This window comes from Desulfopila sp. IMCC35008, assembly GCF_010646885.2.
GTDB lineage: Bacteria > Desulfobacterota > Desulfobulbia > Desulfobulbales > Desulfocapsaceae > Desulfopila.
This window is the reverse complement of the sequence record NZ_CP050700.1, coordinates 2,291,509-2,308,000: the sequence shown is the minus strand read 5'-3', so window position 1 is coordinate 2,308,000 and position 16,492 is coordinate 2,291,509. Positions and strand designations below refer to the sequence as shown.

Sequence of the window (16,492 nt, the reverse complement as noted above, 5' to 3'; positions counted from 1 at the left end):
CTATGCCAGAAAGAGTTTACAATTTCAGCCCCGGACCTGCCACACTGCCCTACGAAGTGTTGCAACAGGCGTCAAAAGATGTCATTAATTTCAAAGATTCCGGCATAGGTCTCATCGAAATCAGTCATCGTTCCAAAGAATTCATGGCGGTAATTGAAGAGGCCGAAAGCTTATTGCGTGAACTGATGGAGATACCTGATAATTATAAGGTTCTTTTTCTGCAGGGTGGTGCTTCCAGCCAATTCTTCATGATTCCCATGAACCTCCTTGCTGGCGGAAAAAAAGCAACATACCTGAATACCGGCACCTGGTCCAAGAAATCCATCAAGGAAGCCCAGGCACTTGCTGATATACATGTTGCCTACTCCAGTGAAGAAAAGAGCTTTAACAGGGTTCCGACAGATGATGAATACACCGTCGATCCTGATTCCGAATATCTCTATTTCGTATCCAACAATACAATTTATGGTACGCAATACGCTGAAATGCCAAAATCTGACAAGATGCTGATATCCGATATGTCTTCGGATATCCTCTCACGCACCTTTGATGTCTCCAAATTCGGTCTCATCTTTGCCGGTGCCCAGAAAAACCTGGGTCCTGCGGGTGTTACACTGGTAATAATCCGGGAAGATCTTATCGACACCGTTCCGTCTGACATCCCGACAATGCTCTCCTATAAGACCCACGCGGATAAGGACTCCATGTTCAATACCCCGCCTACTTTTCCGATTTACATAGTTGGCGAGGTTCTGAAGTGGCTCAAGGACAAAGGTGGTGTTGCCGAAATGGAAAAAATCAACAGGGAGAAAGCCGGGTTACTTTACGACGCTATTGATGCCACCGACTACTATAGAGGACATGCAGAAAAAGAGTCTCGCTCTATTATGAATGTATCGTTCAACCTGCCAACTGCCGAACTTGAGCAAAAGTTCATTGCCGAAGCTGCTGCAATAGGCTTGAGTGGATTAAAGGGACATCGTTCCATAGGTGGATGCAGGGCTTCAATTTACAATGCATTCCCCCGAGAAGGCGTTGTGAAGCTGGTTGCATTCATGAAAGAATTTGAAGCTGCCAACCCCGCCTGATTGCTTCATTAGTGGACTACGACGGTCAAATCATCCGACCGCCCAGCGAGGCTCAGTCAATTATCCTCCAGGTGACGGTCGGTTGCTCCCATAACAAATGTACATTCTGCGGCGCTTATAAAGAGAAGCTTTTCTCTATTAAAAACGCCGCTACCATAAAGAAAGACCTTAATTTTGCTGCCACCTTCTGTGCGCGACAAAAACGGATATTTCTCGCAGACGGCGATGCGCTTATCGTCCCTTTCCACCGACTTGAGAAATTATTTGTAGTAATAAGGGAAAAGCTTCCCTGGGTAACCAGGATTTCTCTGTATGCCAGCGCACGATCCATCCGTTCTAAAACCGAAGCTGAACTTCAGCGGCTGAAGGAGCTTGGGCTCGACCGGGTATATCTTGGCCTTGAGAGTGGGAACGATGAAATTCTAGCCAGTGTAAAAAAGGGTGAAACCGCCTCAACCATGATAGCTGCCGCAGAAAAAATTCGAACTGTCGGCCTGTTCCTCTCTGTTACCGCCCTTCTCGGTCTTGGCCAGGTTATTCTTTCAGAAGCACATGCCCTGGACACATCCAGGGTGCTTAATCAGATGAAGCCCAGACAAATAGGGATCCTCACCCTTATGCCCCTTGACAATACCGAACTCGGGCAGCATGTTTTGCAGGGAGATTTCATTCTTCCGACACCGGAAGAGCTGCTCAGGGAGTTAAGGCTTATTTTGTATCATCTAAATTGTACAACCCAGATCCATGCAAACCACGCCTCGAACTATGTTCCAGTCACGGGGAGATTACCGCGTGATAAGGCAAAACTGCTACATGAAATTGACGAGGCTCTCCATGGTAACCGCAAAATGGTGCCGGAGATGTTGCGTAGTTTATGACCGATACCAAAACAGATCTAAAAAATTTCAGTACCGATCAACTGGTTGATTACGTGGAGAGTCTGGGGCAGCCCGCTTTTCGTGGTCGCCAGATAATGGCGTGGTTATATAGACCCGGCATTAAGAACTTCTCGCAAATGACCGATTTGGCGAAAGTATTCAGGTCTGCACTGACTGAGAATGCGTACATTTCTCAATTCGACAATGCAATTACAGAACGCTCCTCTGACGGCTGTGTGAAATTTGGTTTCACCCTTGAAGACGGAAACGTTATTGAGAGCGTCCTGATCCCGGAAGAAGAACGGAATACACTCTGCATTTCATCCCAGGTTGGCTGCGCCATGGGGTGCGCCTTTTGTCTGACAGGGACTATGGGTTTTGTCAGAAATCTTACACCTTCCGAGATCGTTAATCAGGTGTGTGCGGTGCGTGACTTCTTACTTATTCAAGATCCGGCAGAGCGGATTGGACCCGACCGGGTCACGAATCTTGTCTATATGGGGATGGGTGAGCCACTAAATAATCTCGACAATGTTTTGACATCCCTTTCTATTTTAACGGAACCGAAAGGGTTGGACCTGGCTGCGAGAAAAATAACCGTTTCAACATGTGGCATTGTCCCGAATCTTAGAAAGCTTGGTGAAAACAGTCCCGTCAACCTGGCAATTTCCCTGCACGCAGTAGATGATGCTACCAGGGACAAACTCATGCCGGTCAACAGGCGGCATAACATAGAAGCGCTCCTTCATGCCTGCAGGGATTACCCGATGCCAAAGCGCAAGCGGATCATGTTTGAGTATGTACTACTTGAAGGTGTAAATGATTCCGACAATCATGCACGGTTGCTCGCAAAAAAATTACGTAAAATACCATGCAAGATCAACTTGCTCCCCTATAATGAATGCGATGCCCTCCCCTATAGGAGCCCAACACGTGAAAGAACCCTGGCTTTCCAGAAAATTCTCATGGAGGCACACTATTCGGTATTTATCAGGAGCAGCCGAGGATCTGATATCTCTGCCGCTTGCGGGCAGCTAGCCTCAGAGAGAAAGGGGCAGCCATAAGGAAATTATTCAATGCCGACGCTGAAAACCACCAAAGCCTATCAGTATATGAAACACAGCAACTTGAACAGGGGCGACATAGCCACTTTCAGGCGTGCTACTATTACTCCCGGCACCCCTTACAAGAAATTTCCAGATGCTGACAGGTATACTCTTCCGACCGATTGGTCAATTGATGAGCCCCTCTTTGTTCCCCTCCTGCAGAACAGACGTTCCAAAAGACAGTTCAATGACCATTCGATCACCCTTGAAACTCTCGGATTTCTACTCTGGGCTGCTCAGGGAGTAACTGCATCGGCCGGAAAGTATCTTTTCCGTACAGCACCATCAGCCGGAGCCCTGTATCCTGTTGAAACGTATCTTGCAATTGAAAATATTGAGGGGCTGGGAAGAGGGTTATACCATTTCGACCCTGAATTATTTGAGCTCGAACAGTTGCGTCGCGAATCGGTGGCACAGGACCTCGCCATGGCAGCTTTGAACCAGCAATTCATACAGCAGGCTGCAGTTACTTTTGTATGGACGTCTGTATTCAGAAGAAATATGTCCAAATACGGTGATCGCGGATTGCGTTATATGTTAATGGATGCAGGTCATATTTGCCAGAACCTGCTGCTTGCCGCGGAAGCCCAACATTTATGCGGCTGCCCTGTGGGTGCGTTCTTCGATGATGAGGTTAACGGGATTCTTGATATTGACGGGCAGGAAGAAACCGTTGTCTACATGGCTGCTATCGGTTCTGCTGACGGTTAAGAGTATCAGAATCATTCAACATACCGTTTGATACAAGTCTCATCAAGCCCTCCCACACAGCCACAAACTGCCTTGTCGGAATAGACTGCACATGATATCCTAACCCAATAAAAGGGTTTGTGAGGGAGAAAAACAGTTCCTGCCTTCCATGAATGATGTCGCCATCCTTGCAGGAACGGGTAATGGTTGCCTGGCATTCAGTAGTATAAAAATAACAAATACTTATCAAGAAGTTGTCACATTGGCTGATCTAGAGCACTTACCTGCTAATGCCCAACGATCCATCAAAAAACGAACAGCGCGAGTTCGCTGGGATAAAGGTATAATTCTCGTACAAAAGAAACTCTTTAGGATTTTACAATTTTAGACAAGCGAACATTTAGCCAATAAAGGAGAGATCATGGATACACCTGTAGCAATAACACGAAAACTATCTATACTTTTGACAACATTTGTCACTCTCTGCACTTTCCCTTTTCAGGGATTTGCCTCAGAAACTGAGGAATGGAGATTTACGATTGCCCCCTATGCCTGGCTTGCTGGACAGAGTGGTACCGTTGGAACCTCCCCTGGTTATCCGGCGGCCGATATCGATATTGATTTTTATGATGACATTCTTGGTAACATCAACGGGGCTATCATGCTTGTCGGCGATGCAATGAAGGGCGACTTCGGAATATCTGCCGATGTTGTGTATACTGATATCGAGATAGGAGATCAAACACCTGGGGAATATTTCAATACACTCTCTTCAAGAACAACGTCCTGGCTAATTTCAGCATCCGGAGTATACAGACTTTATGGCCAAGACAAAGGCCAAGTTGATCTTCTTGCAGGCCTGAGATACTGGTCGGTAGAATCAGAATTATCCGTCACTGCAGGATTGTTGCCGAGTAACCAGATAGCAAATAAGGAAGACTGGGTCGATCCTCTTATTGGCATAAGAGGACGGATGCCCATTGGCCAATCTAAATTTTTCATCAGCGGACTCGCATCAATCGGAGGATTCGGTGTTGGGTCAGACCTTTTGTGGGACTTGAGCGTCAACCTTGCCTACCAATTCAGCGAAGTCTTCCTCGCATCACTTGGCTATAGATATCTTGATGTAGATTATGAAGACAACGGTTATCTCTATGACATTTCTCAAGACGGTCCCACTATGGCTTTGATATGGCAATTTTAAATACGAATTCAATGTTCGTGTCAACTCCAACTCACCTTTTTGCTTATTCCCATTCCCGCGAAGGATGCCGGGGAATAGGCTTTGGGTAACAAAAGAGGTCTCTACACTCTTACGCCTGCCAATAACCGCTGCCCTGCCTTGATCATCAAGGCAGATTTCATGTTTCCAGATACCTGAAGTATCTTCATGGTATCGGTATCTGAGGTTCTAGCTTCACAGTTTGGTCGCATTTCAGGAGGAGCGAATTACAATACGATATATTTACAATATCATTTTTGACGATTCCGGCTGTACTTTTAGGAGTTGCTGCCGGGACGGGCACAGCTCTAATGCGGTTAGTAATGGAGCAACCACCAGTTGTTTCCCATTCTCAATAAGTGGATCTCATGGAATGGGAAATCGTATTAATATGTTTTTTCATTCCCTTTCATTCCAATTACATCATTACCAGTAAGAACGCATTGCAACAACCGATGAGAAAACCGAGCAGCGCGCCGAACAGGTTGATGTATTTGAACTGCTCCTCCATTATTGACAAGAGAAGCCCTTCAAGGCGCAGTAAATCTAACGAATTTAATTTCTCGGCAACAATTCTTCGTATATTCAAGGATTCCACAAGCCCGGGTACCTCTTTTTCCAACATGTCGGAAGCAACCCTCTGGATAGACTTGTAGATCTGTTGGCACACATCATTTGGAAGAAAACGAGTAAGTTTCCCTATCCTTTTTGATAAGACCTTGTCGATCATATTATCGACCATACAATCGATGGTATGCAGTGTGTCTTCCGAACGAAACATGGCAACGACCTCATCTGCAACCCATTTCCTACCGCTTTGAACGCTATCTGTGCCGATAAATGAATCCAGCACCGTTTGCAATGCAACATTTCCCTCATTAAGATTCACCTCGATATTGGATTTTATCATCGAGGTAACTGCTGCGCTTATCTTCTCAGTCTGCAGGGCTTTGAAAATCTGGAAACTAAGCTGGCAGCAGAACTGTTCCACTTTTTCATCGTTTTCAGTATTAAGGATATCGACTAGCGGTTTTGCACAAAATGTATCGAACCGCTCAGTTAGGATAAGGGCGACCTTCTCTCGAAATTCATCGGAGTTTAACCAGTTTTCTATATCTTCCTCTTTTTCATCAAGATACTCCCGCACCTTTGCATCAACGGTCTCTCGATTGAGGAAGCCCTGTGCCATAGCACCCATTGGACCAAGGGAAACAATGAAATTTTCGATCCCCCCCCATACTCCAGAAATGATTCCATCCCTTACCTCCGGGTCGGCCAGCATGCTACCAAGCTTTTTCAGTAGTTCCGGTGTCTGGTTATTAATCGAGGTTCGCAAAAAATCGACGAGAGATTCCGGTAAGAGATCGTTAATCGATTTTTCCTGACGGATTGCACCGTACACCTGTTCCTGAACGAACTCCTTAACCCAAGACTCCATAGCCGCAGAACCAAACATCCGTGTCACAGATGTTTCGACAAAACGGTAAATGGCCTCTCTTTCCCTTCCCCCTAAAACGTCGTTAACGTTTCGGGAAAGATAACGATCTATTTTGTCCTCCGCAGCGTTCCTGACTTTTAAGGCAAAATCATCGGATTCCACATGCCCCCGAATCAACCCTTTCACATGATATTTAATAACTCTTGAACCGAGATCCACATAGCTGGAGAATTTCCTGGGGACAATTTCACTTACCGAAGGCAAGTCACGGGATAATACCGAACCGACTCTCTCTGATATAACATTGAGCAGGTGATTCTGAAATTTTTCAGCCTGCAATCCATTACCTATTTCTGTACTGGTCAACAGGTGGTCACCAACAACTTCCCCCATATTTTCAGCGAGTTCATGCCGTTTCGAAGGAATAACACCAGGTGTCATTGGGACGCGGATGCCCAATAAACGCCATGCTTTCAGCGGCCGAAACAACATGCGAATGGCTATCCTGTTTGTGAGATAACCAATAAAAGCCCCTATTACGGGAGGGGCGGCATATTTTATATAAGGTACAAACTCAACCGGCAGATACGACATACCTAACTATCTCCTCGGGATAATCGACTATCAAATCGGCCCCGTTATCTAACAATTCTTCTTTGGTTCTGAATCCCCAACTTACACCGATAGTGAACATACCGCTTCTCTTCCCCGTCTGCATGTCAACGGATGTATCTCCCACATAGATGCATTGCTCAATAGGCGCATCGGTTAGCGCTGCAATTTCAAGACATCCGGCAGGGTCAGGTTTTAGCGGCACACCCTCCCTTTGGCCAAGAACATGAGCGAAACTATCTCTGATAAAGAAACGTTGAGCACAGTCAAGGGTGAACGTATGAGGTTTGTTTGAAAGCACACAACAATGCCTGCCACTCTCTTTTAGTGTTTTGAGCATATCGACAATGCCTGCATACGGTTTTGATTTCTTATCCCATCGTTTTGCATACACTTGCATGAAGGTTTTGCAGCATGTGGCTCTATCCACTTCACTTGCTTTGTCCGGGGTTATCCTCGCGATCAGGGTTTTGAGGCCGTCACCAACAAAGATGTTGTATTTTTCAACGGGGTGCTCGGGAAAACCGTGAATGTGTAACACCTGATTCGAGGCATCTGCAAGGTCTTCGAGTGTATCCAAAAGCGTCCCGTCAAGGTCAAATATTACCGTTTTTATTTTCATGTTTAATTAATTCAGTACGTTAAAACGTGATTTAACATTGCGCGCAAATTATACAAATCTTAAACCAAACACTCATGAAATCGATTGAACAATTCCATCAGTAAAAATTCGCTTTTCTTTTTTCCTATTCCATATAAAGATGGTTTTTAAATAATACCATTGGGACCGAAACGACAGATATTGTTATCCTGGTGAAGATGGTACATAAAATCTTGTTTGTTACATATGCAGGATTTGTCGATACAAGTTTGTCAGATTCCATTCTATCCAACCTTTTCTCTAAGGGAGAGCGTATGTGGTTCATCAACTTTTGTACGACGTCTATAGGAAAAAAAATCATCATGGCATGCTCGGGCCTTATGCTGGTACTTTTTCTTTGCACGCATGTAGCTGGTAATCTCACTATTTATCACAGCAGTAAGATTTTTCAGCAATATGCCGACCAACTGCACAGTCACCCCCTGATTGTCTTCTTCTTCAGTTGTTCCCTGCTTGTAATTTTCCTTATCCACATTGGCTTTGGCCTGTATCTCTTTTATGAGAATTACAAGGTCAGCAAGTCACGCTATGCCGTTACCACAAGGGTTGTTAACGAAAAGAACACTTTTGCCGCCAAGACGATGCCCTATTCCGGTCTTGCTATTTTACTGTTTCTCCTTGTTCACATCTCCGGATTCACCTTCGCCCCGGAGAACGTACTTATCTCAGTCACGGTAGAAAAATTGTTCAGCGGGTTCTTTTACAGCCTGTTTTATATTGTCTGTTTTTGTGCGCTGGCCCTGCACATAAGCCACGGTTTCTGGTCCATGCTGCAGACATTCGGGGCTAATCACCCTCGCTATAATGCACTTATCGGAAAGCTGACCTACATCGTTCCGATTGTATTTCTTGTCATTTTCAGTGGTATCCCGCTTTACTTTATGACCGGGATTGGAGCAGGCTATTAACGATTGAAATTCAAAATCAGGCCCGGCACTACTATAACCACTTTCAAAATTCCGGCTGCATGTAATATTGCGGCACAACGTCAAGGTCTTACAATATGGAACTCAATTCTCAAGTACCTTCTGGACCATTAGCCGACAAATGGGATAACCATAAATTCCAGTCAAAACTCATCAACCCAGCAAACCGCAGGAAATATTCCGTTATTGTGGTCGGCACAGGGTTAGCAGGCGCCTCAGCCTCAGCAACATTAGCCGAGCAGGGGTACCACGTAAAAACCTTCTGCATTCAGGACAGCCCGAGAAGAGCACACTCTATCGCTGCCCAAGGCGGAATAAACGCAGCCAAAAACTACCAGAATGATGGTGATTCGATCCATCGGCTTTTTTACGACACCATAAAGGGCGGCGACTTCAGGGCTCGTGAAGCCAATGTTTACCGACTCGCCCAGGTCAGCAATAATATCATCGACCAATGTGTCGCCCAGGGGGTCCCGTTTGCCCGTGAATATGGGGGGACTCTTGCTAATCGTTCTTTTGGAGGTGCCCAGGTTTCACGAACGTTTTATGCTCGTGGACAAACCGGCCAACAGTTACTGCTTGGTGCGTATAGTGCGCTCTCCCGCCAGATTCACAAAGGTGGGGTCACCATGTACAACCGCCGGGAAATGATGGATCTGGTTGTTGTTGACGGAAAAGCACGCGGTATAACAACAAGAAACATCATTAGCGGTGAAATTGAAAGCTTCAGCGCGGATGCCGTTATACTGGCAACAGGCGGTTACGGCAATGTTTATTTCCTCTCGACCAACGCCATGGCTTCAAACGTAACAGCTGCCTGGCGAGCGCATAAACAGGGAGCTGGCTTTGCCAATCCATGTTTTGTACAGATACATCCAACCTGTATCCCTGTGCACGGCGACTACCAATCAAAACTTACCCTCATGAGTGAGAGTCTTCGAAACGATGGGCGCGTATGGGTCCCCAAAAAGAAAGGTGACACCCGGCCGCCTTCCCAGATACCTGAAGATGAGCGGGACTATTATCTCGAAAACAAATATCCGAGCTTCGGTAATCTCGTCCCTCGGGATGTCGCTTCACGAAATGCCAAAGAACAGTGTGATCTTGGCAAGGGTGTTGGCGGTACCGGCCTTGCTGTTTATCTGGACTTTGCCCAGGCCATTGAACGCGACGGCAAAGATACGATATACAAGAAATACGGCAACCTCTTCCAGATGTATGACAAGATTGTCGATGCTAACCCAATGAACGAACCGATGATGATTTATCCGGCAGTTCACTACACCATGGGCGGCCTCTGGGTTGATTATAATCTGATGACCACGATACCCGGCCTTTTTGCTCTTGGTGAGTGTAATTTCAGCGATCATGGCGCGAACAGGCTTGGAGCCAGCGCACTCATGCAGGGGCTTGCCGACGGCTATTTTGTTATAGCACCCTGTCTTGCCAACTATTTCGGCAGTACCCCTCTTGATCCGGTTACTACCGACAATACAATGTTTGCCAGTTCCCAAATCGTTGTTGAGGACAGGTTGAAAAAACTTCTCCGTAATAGTGACAAAGGGCCGAGCGACGGTGTTACCGTTGATGAAATCCACAAAGAACTTGGCAAGCTGATGTGGGATAATTGTGGAATGGCACGGAATAAAGAGGACCTGGAAAAGGCTCTTTACGCGCTTCCCGAAATACGACAAAAATTCTGGGATAAGGTTTATGTTCCGGGAACCGGTTCCGAACTAAACCAATCGCTGGAACGTGCCGGACGTGTCGCCGATTTTCTTGAGTTTGCAGACATTATGATTCGTGACGCCCTTGAGCGTGAGGAATCCTGTGGTTGCCATCTTCGTGAAGAAAGCCAGACCGAGGAAAATGAGGCGAAAAGGGATGATGCTCAATATTCCCATGTTTCTGTCTGGGAGCATAAAGGTGTCGACCAGATACCACAGATGCACAAAGAGGAACTGACTTTTGAAAATGTAACCCCGAGCCAGAGAAGCTACAAGTAACGCTCGTGAATACTGAAACAACTATCCACGAATTCAACGAAGGTAAAATATAATGAGCAAGATTGATCTTACCCTGCAGATCTGGCGTCAACGAAACAGCGACTCTTTAGGCGATTTCGAAATATACGACCTCCAGGCCATTGATACCGACATGTCCTTTTTGGAGATGCTCGATGTATTAAACGAAAAACTCACCAAAGAAGGCAAAGAACCGGTTGCCTTTGATCATGACTGCCGTGAAGGAATATGCGGCATGTGTGGTGCCGTTGTAGACGGAGTGGCCCACGGCCCAGAAAAAGAGGTGACTCTCTGTCAGCTTCACATGAGGCACTTCTCATCCGGTGATATGATCGTTATTGAACCGTTTCGTTCCAGGGCGTTCCCCATCAGGCGTGACCTTGTTGTCGATCGATCTGCCTTTGACCGCATTATTCAGGCAGGTGGCTTTGTGTCGGTGAATACCGGTGGTGTTATCGACGGCAATGCCATTCCTATTCCTGCGGAAACAGCAGAACTGGCGATGGACGCAGCTGCCTGTATAGGCTGCGGAGCCTGTGTTGCCAGTTGCCCCAACGGTGCGGCCATGCTTTTCACCAGTGCCAAAATCTCTCAACTTTGCCTTTTGCCACAGGGCCAGGCAGAACAGAAACAGCGAGCCTTGTCCATGGTCGAAACCATGGACAAGGAAGGCTTCGGCAACTGCACCAACCACAAGGAATGCGAGGCAGTCTGTCCTAAGTCGATATCGATTCGCAATATCGCCCGCCTGAACAGAGAATACCTCAAGGCGGTATTGACCGAGTAGCGGTTTTTAAAAAACATGCAAAAAAGGCCTGGGTCCTGTAAAAAGGAGCAGGCCTTTTTTTCTTATTTTCATAATCTATGTGATAGCCACCAGGACCTGTTGTTCTTTATTCATGCATTACAATGTCATTATCATCGGCGGCGGGCCATCCGGACTAGCCTGTGCTACAGCCCTGGCAGAACACCAAAAAGAAGTACTGCTGCTTGAACGCAAGAGTAGATTCGGGCCGAAGGTTTGTGCTGGTGGAATCACCTGGTCCGGGCTACTCACCAAGGTCCCTCCCCATCTCATTGAAAAGCAGTTTCATGTTCAACATGTTATAACACCTTTTCAACAGGCACGGATTATTGAAAAAGATCCCATCATCGCCACGGTTAACCGCACGAACCTCGGTCGGCATATGGCAGAAAAAGCCAAAAAATCAGGGGTGGATTTGCGTGCGTCATGCCAGTTAACTCAAATTCATCACGAAAATAAACAGCTCGTTTTTGAAGATAAAGAAAACGGCAAGGAATACATTGCTCATTACGATATACTGGTCGGTGCCGACGGTGCAACTTCAAAGGTTCGCAAGCATCTTGGACTTACCACCGAAAGCCTTGGTGTTGGCATCAACTACCAGTATCCCGCTACTGCAGAGAAGATGGAATGGCATCTTGACTGGACCACATTCCGAAACGGGTATGGCTGGATTTTCCCCCACCATGATTCCATCTCAATAGGTGCATATGCTGATCGGCGACAGATGACACCGGCAGCATTAAAAGCTGCTCTTCTTGCATGGTCAGAAAAACAAGGATATGATCTCAGCCGTCTCCAACCAAGGGCGGAACTTGTAAATCATGACTATCAGGGCTGGAATTTCGGAGATATATTTCTTGTTGGTGAGGCAGCTGGTTTAGCCTCGGGGTTGACAGGGGAAGGTATATATCCGGCTATTGTATCTGGCGAAATTATCGGAAACCATATAGCGGACAAAGGTACTGATCTGCAACAAATGGAACGTTTAATAGCCATGCATCAGGTGCATTCCAGGATGGTTCGCAGGACAGGTAAAAACAGGATTCTCACCTCACTGCTATTTGAAACAATCACCCTGCTCCTTCGCACTAAAGCCTTGAGCTTTAAAAAGCTGGAAATGGCACATTGACGATAGAAAACAACTCTATGAGCATATTGAAAAAAAACAAGAATATTCTCCTCAACATCGCCTTTATCCTTACAGGCGCAACCATCCTCCTGTTTCTCTGGTCCGCACCCGAGGAGACCACTTCCCGGTTGCCGCATGATGAGATCCATGAGCCTTTTCATGCAATAAAAAGCAAGAAGGAGGCGGGTAAAAACTGCATCCAATGCCATGAAGAGGGGAAAAGCTCTCCCCTCCCCGAAACACATCCACCCAAATATCGATGTCTCTTCTGCCACAAGAGATAAGACAATTATATATTTTTTATAACTTCCTGATATCTGCGTACCCGCCACTCTTGATTGTTTCCCGAATCTTGGGAAGAGCATTGATGATATTTTCTGCTGCAGCTTCGGCAGATGGCATCTTGCCGCTCTCTTTCGCAGACTGAAGCACACCAAGGGTCTGGTATTTATCATCTTTTCCCAGGCTGTAGAGATATTCCTGCATACTGGTATCGACAATGCCGGGAGCGAGTGAACAAAAGTGTGTTTCTGGTATTTCTGCTGCGTACATTCTGATCAACATATTGAGTGCTGCCTTTGAAACACCGTAGGCACTCCAACCCCGCGCATCACTCACCGAAGCACCTGAAGAAATAGCCACAACCTGCCTTACTGACATCTTTTTCTGCAGGCAATAGTCAAGTATAACCTTATTCGACCAGACGTTAACATCTTCAACATGTTTTGCTTCCTGAAGGCTGATATCAGCCAGATCCCCATACTGACCGATAGTACCTGCATTTAACATAAAAAGGTCGAATTGATTGTCTGTAAAAAGTGCGTCCAGGCATGGAGGAATACTCTCGTGATTCCCAAGGTCAAGGCTTCTAAACGAGAAATTTTCAAACTGGAGCAAATCTTTCGGGGCGCTCCTGCTTACGCCGAAGACAGCCCCCCCTGCCCTGATGAAATACTCGGCCATTGCCTTGCCAAGGCCGCCGCTCACACCTGTTATAAAAATGTTTCCCATTACATACTCCCCCTCGTAGGTTTTACACTTCAATGAAATAAAAACTACACTGGATTTATAAACTTTTTCTAACTATTTCATTTACATCCCTTGATAGTTTCGGGGTGGCTGCAATCCGCTCGAGTTGATCCCTCATCAATATCTGGCGCTCACTATCGTACTTCCTCCAAGTAGTAAAAGGGGAAACTAATCGCGCGGCAATCTGTGGATTAAAGCCATTCAATTCAATTATGCGATCTGCAAGAAAGCTGTATCCTTCCCCGGCAATGTCATGGAAGCGATAATGGTTCATAGAACAAAATGCACCGATTAACGATCGAACCTTGTTCGGGTTCTTTATTGAGAAAACCTCATTGTTCATTAATTTTTTAACCTCATCAAGGGTAGATTCAAGCCTTGATGTTGCCTGTATCATGAGCCACTTATCCATAACCAGCGGATCGTGTTTCCATTTGCGAAAGAAGTCATCGAGTAAATCGTTCCGGGACGACAGGTCACTATTGGCAATGTTCTGAAGTGCTGCGGTAACATCGGTCATATTGTTTTCTTTCTCATATTGGCTCAAGCAATAAGACGCAGCGGTTTCATCAACAGGGTTCATCGACATCAGGTAGCCGAGGGAAACATTTTTCAAGCTTCTCCCCCCCATCGCTTCAGGTGTGATATTGTACTTCTCATCCCTGTCATTCTGCTCATAGAGTTCACTGAAAACGGATTTAAGCTTTTCGCCAAGTTGTTGTTGTACCAACAATCGTGCCTTGTGCAGATTTACGGGATCAACAGTCTCCATTAATCCTGCCAGATATGGCTCAGGAGGCAGTTGCAGTGCTTGTGCCAATAGCGAACTATCCTTCTTCCCTGTTTCAATATTTGCGGCTACTGCCTCAATATATTCTTCACTGAGGGCTGGCTGTTTCCCCGACTGCAATTCTTCGACAATATCAAAAATGAATTGTTCGGCCAGTCGTGAAGAAGCTTCCCAACGATTATAAAGATCGGAATCGTTGGCCATCAGGAACATTAGTTCTTGACGATCCTGGAATGAAGATACCTTCACAGGGGCTGAGAAATTTCGCAAAAATGAAAGAACGGGTTTTTCTTTTACGCCTTTAAAGAGGAACTTTTCTTTAGTCTTCTTAAGCTCCAACACAACCGATTTGCTATCACCAATGCTTAACTCTTTCCCGGTGGCCGCCAGTAAACCGATTTCTATCGGGATATGAAACGGCTGTTTTTCTTTTTGGCCAGGTGTTTCAGGGCAGGTTTGCTCTACCTCCAGTTCATATTCTTGTGTAAGTGCATAGAACTTCTCAGAAACGACAAGTTGCGGAGTGCCCGACTGGCTATACCAGTACTTGAATTGATCAAGTGAATATTTGTTGGCATCGCTCATTGAAGCAACAAAATCATCACAGGTTACAGCTTTCCCGTCATGACGTTCAAAGTAGATATTCATTCCCTTTCTGAACCCTTCCGGACCAAGAAGGGTATGCATCATTCGGATAACTTCGGCCCCCTTGTTGTAGACTGTGACCGTATAAAAATTATTGATTTCCTCATAAGAATCCGGTCGGACAGGATGGGCCATTGGACTACTGTCTTCACGAAACTGGTGGGTGCGCAGTACACGCACATCGTCTATTCGTTGCACCGGTCGGGAATTCATGTCGGCAGAGAACTCCTGATCCCTGAAGACGGTCAACCCTTCTTTAAGACTCAGCTGAAACCAATCACGACAGGTGACTCTGTTACCGGTCCAGTTGTGAAAGTATTCATGAGCAACAACACCTTCTATTCCGAGATAATCTGCATCAGTTGCTGTTTTCGGGGAGGCAAGAATATATTTCGAATTGAAAATATTGAGGCCCTTATTCTCCATGGCGCCCATATTGAAATCATCAACAGCTACAATCATGAAAATATCGAGATCATATTCGAGGCCATAAACATCTTCATCCCACTTCATCGCCTTTTTCAGGGACCGCATGGCATGTTCACATTTGTCGATATTGCGCTCTTCCACATAAATGCGCAGGCATATATCCCGGCCGGAGCATGTCGTGTAGCTATCTTCCAAATACAGGAGTTTGCCTGCAACGAGAGCAAAGAGGTAACAGGGTTTAGGAAAAGGATCTTCCCATACTGCGAAGTGATACCCACTGTCCAGCTCTCCACGATCTATCCTGTTTCCGTTAGACAATAAAACAGGGCATGTCTCCAGTGGTGCCTCTATGCGGGTTGTAAATTTTGCCAGGTTGTCAGGCCGATCATTGAAGTACGTGATCTTGCGAAAACCTTCAGCCTCACATTGGGTGCAGTAGTTACCGCTCGATCGATACAATCCTTCAAGTGAGCTGTTTTTGTCGGGATAAATGCGGGTTACCATCTGCAACTCGAAATCATCATCGACGACATTCAGTTGGAGATTGGTTTCCGTAACAGTGTAATCACTTTCATGGAGCTGCTTTCCGTTATACAGGATGGATAAAAGTTCAAGTTGTTCACCATCCAGAATGAGCTTTTTAGAAACATCGTCCGATTGACGGTTTCTGGAGATTTTCATGGTGGATGTCACCTCTGTGAAATCTTCATGTAACTTGAAGTTGAGGTGAACAGTATTTATCAGATAGGATGGTACCTTGTAATCCTGCCGGTAAATTGTCTCGGCTTTTGCACTCTCCATAATTATTCCTTTCCTTTCAAGGGCTATCCCTGCTACGAAATTATTGAGCATTGACACGACCAGTAAGACAGTTATAATCTCCTGAGTCGTTTGCTAAATACAACTTTAGACTATCACTACAATCCAGCGGTTTCATTCACTCCCCTTGCCCATACCTGACAAAATACATTGCCTGAGCACTGTATTGTCCGGCAGCAATTTCGGGCAGAAGGCTAA

The 16,492-nt window shown here is 45.9% G+C and carries 14 protein-coding genes; 10 read left to right on the top strand and 4 right to left on the bottom strand.

Annotation, left to right across the window (positions count from 1 at the left end; all coding sequences use genetic code 11):
- Positions 1–2: 2 nt before the first annotated feature.
- The 5 genes from serC to GA520_RS10130 all read left to right on the top strand — a co-directional run bounded on the left by serC (position 3) and on the right by GA520_RS10130 (position 4,966).
- Positions 3–1,088, top strand: a complete 1,086-nt coding sequence (gene serC / locus GA520_RS10150; RefSeq protein ID WP_163336718.1) for a 3-phosphoserine/phosphohydroxythreonine transaminase — start codon at positions 3–5, stop codon at positions 1,086–1,088.
- An 11-nt stretch (positions 1,089–1,099) separates the two neighbouring features.
- Entirely contained in the window at positions 1,100–1,966 is an 867-nt protein-coding gene (locus GA520_RS10145) for a radical SAM protein (RefSeq protein ID WP_163336719.1), read from the top strand.
- A complete protein-coding gene (gene rlmN, locus GA520_RS10140; RefSeq protein ID WP_163336720.1) occupies positions 1,963–3,030 on the top strand; it encodes a 23S rRNA (adenine(2503)-C(2))-methyltransferase RlmN in 1,068 nt (355 codons plus the stop codon). Before GA520_RS10145 ends, rlmN begins: the two co-directional genes overlap by 4 nt.
- Positions 3,031–3,042: 12 nt before the next feature.
- The gene (locus GA520_RS10135) at positions 3,043–3,783 is read left to right on the top strand and encodes a SagB/ThcOx family dehydrogenase (RefSeq protein WP_163336721.1); all 741 of its coding nucleotides are present in this window, start codon (positions 3,043–3,045) and stop codon (positions 3,781–3,783) included.
- 400 nt (positions 3,784–4,183) lie between these two features.
- Positions 4,184–4,966, top strand: a complete 783-nt coding sequence (locus GA520_RS10130; RefSeq protein WP_163336722.1) for a hypothetical protein — start codon at positions 4,184–4,186, stop codon at positions 4,964–4,966.
- Positions 4,967–5,402: 436 nt separating this feature from the next.
- On the opposite strand, the gene GA520_RS10125 is transcribed toward GA520_RS10130, so the two are convergent.
- Positions 5,403–7,016: a DUF445 family protein gene (locus GA520_RS10125; RefSeq protein WP_163336723.1), complete on the bottom strand. Its 1,614-nt coding sequence runs from the start codon at positions 7,014–7,016 to the stop codon at positions 5,403–5,405.
- Positions 6,997–7,656, bottom strand: a complete 660-nt coding sequence (locus GA520_RS10120; RefSeq protein WP_163336724.1) for an HAD family hydrolase — start codon at positions 7,654–7,656, stop codon at positions 6,997–6,999. The genes GA520_RS10125 and GA520_RS10120 overlap by 20 nt, the downstream gene beginning before the upstream one ends.
- 341 nt (positions 7,657–7,997) lie before the next feature.
- On the opposite strand from GA520_RS10120, the gene GA520_RS10115 reads away from it, so the two are divergent.
- The 5 genes from GA520_RS10115 (at position 7,998) to GA520_RS10095 (ending at position 12,866) form a co-directional block, all read left to right on the top strand.
- Complete coding sequence (locus GA520_RS10115; protein ID WP_304511320.1) at positions 7,998–8,603, top strand: succinate dehydrogenase cytochrome b subunit; 606 nt, start codon at positions 7,998–8,000, stop codon at positions 8,601–8,603.
- Between the two features lie 95 nt (positions 8,604–8,698).
- Positions 8,699–10,627, top strand: a complete 1,929-nt coding sequence (locus tag GA520_RS10110) for a fumarate reductase/succinate dehydrogenase flavoprotein subunit (protein ID WP_163336726.1) — start codon at positions 8,699–8,701, stop codon at positions 10,625–10,627.
- A 52-nt stretch (positions 10,628–10,679) separates the two neighbouring features.
- Positions 10,680–11,432: a succinate dehydrogenase/fumarate reductase iron-sulfur subunit gene (locus GA520_RS10105; RefSeq protein ID WP_163336727.1), complete on the top strand. Its 753-nt coding sequence runs from the start codon at positions 10,680–10,682 to the stop codon at positions 11,430–11,432.
- Positions 11,433–11,544: 112 nt separating this feature from the next.
- A complete protein-coding gene (locus GA520_RS10100; protein ID WP_163336728.1) occupies positions 11,545–12,582 on the top strand; it encodes an NAD(P)/FAD-dependent oxidoreductase in 1,038 nt (345 codons plus the stop codon).
- Positions 12,583–12,599: 17 nt separating this feature from the next.
- Complete coding sequence (locus tag GA520_RS10095; RefSeq protein ID WP_163336729.1) at positions 12,600–12,866, top strand: hypothetical protein; 267 nt, start codon at positions 12,600–12,602, stop codon at positions 12,864–12,866.
- Positions 12,867–12,882: 16 nt separating this feature from the next.
- Here the strand turns inward: GA520_RS10095 and GA520_RS10090 are convergent, their stop codons facing one another.
- Positions 12,883–13,593, bottom strand: a complete 711-nt coding sequence (locus GA520_RS10090; RefSeq protein ID WP_163336730.1) for an SDR family NAD(P)-dependent oxidoreductase — start codon at positions 13,591–13,593, stop codon at positions 12,883–12,885.
- 55 nt (positions 13,594–13,648) lie between these two features.
- On the bottom strand, positions 13,649–16,327 hold the full coding sequence (gene pepN / locus GA520_RS10085; protein WP_240910071.1) for an aminopeptidase N: 2,679 nt from the start codon (positions 16,325–16,327) through the stop codon (positions 13,649–13,651).
- Positions 16,328–16,492: the final 165 nt, after the last annotated feature.

Excerpts from the sequence above, each read along its gene's own strand:
- serC (WP_163336718.1), top strand. The coding sequence starts at position 3 with ATGCCAGAAAGAGTTTACAATTTCAGCCCCGGACCTGCCACACTGCCC.
- rlmN (WP_163336720.1), top strand. The coding sequence starts at position 1,963 with ATGACCGATACCAAAACAGATCTAAAAAATTTCAGTACCGATCAACTG.
- GA520_RS10135 (WP_163336721.1), top strand. The coding sequence starts at position 3,043 with ATGCCGACGCTGAAAACCACCAAAGCCTATCAGTATATGAAACACAGC.
- GA520_RS10130 (WP_163336722.1), top strand. The coding sequence starts at position 4,184 with ATGGATACACCTGTAGCAATAACACGAAAACTATCTATACTTTTGACA.
- GA520_RS10125 (WP_163336723.1), bottom strand. The coding sequence starts at position 7,016 with ATGTCGTATCTGCCGGTTGAGTTTGTACCTTATATAAAATATGCCGCC.
- GA520_RS10120 (WP_163336724.1), bottom strand. The coding sequence starts at position 7,656 with ATGAAAATAAAAACGGTAATATTTGACCTTGACGGGACGCTTTTGGAT.
- GA520_RS10115 (WP_304511320.1), top strand. The coding sequence starts at position 7,998 with ATGGCATGCTCGGGCCTTATGCTGGTACTTTTTCTTTGCACGCATGTA.
- GA520_RS10110 (WP_163336726.1), top strand. The coding sequence starts at position 8,699 with ATGGAACTCAATTCTCAAGTACCTTCTGGACCATTAGCCGACAAATGG.
- GA520_RS10105 (WP_163336727.1), top strand. The coding sequence starts at position 10,680 with ATGAGCAAGATTGATCTTACCCTGCAGATCTGGCGTCAACGAAACAGC.
- GA520_RS10100 (WP_163336728.1), top strand. The coding sequence starts at position 11,545 with ATGCATTACAATGTCATTATCATCGGCGGCGGGCCATCCGGACTAGCC.
- GA520_RS10095 (WP_163336729.1), top strand. The coding sequence starts at position 12,600 with ATGAGCATATTGAAAAAAAACAAGAATATTCTCCTCAACATCGCCTTT.
- GA520_RS10090 (WP_163336730.1), bottom strand. The coding sequence starts at position 13,593 with ATGGGAAACATTTTTATAACAGGTGTGAGCGGCGGCCTTGGCAAGGCA.
- pepN (WP_240910071.1), bottom strand. The coding sequence starts at position 16,327 with ATGCTCAATAATTTCGTAGCAGGGATAGCCCTTGAAAGGAAAGGAATA.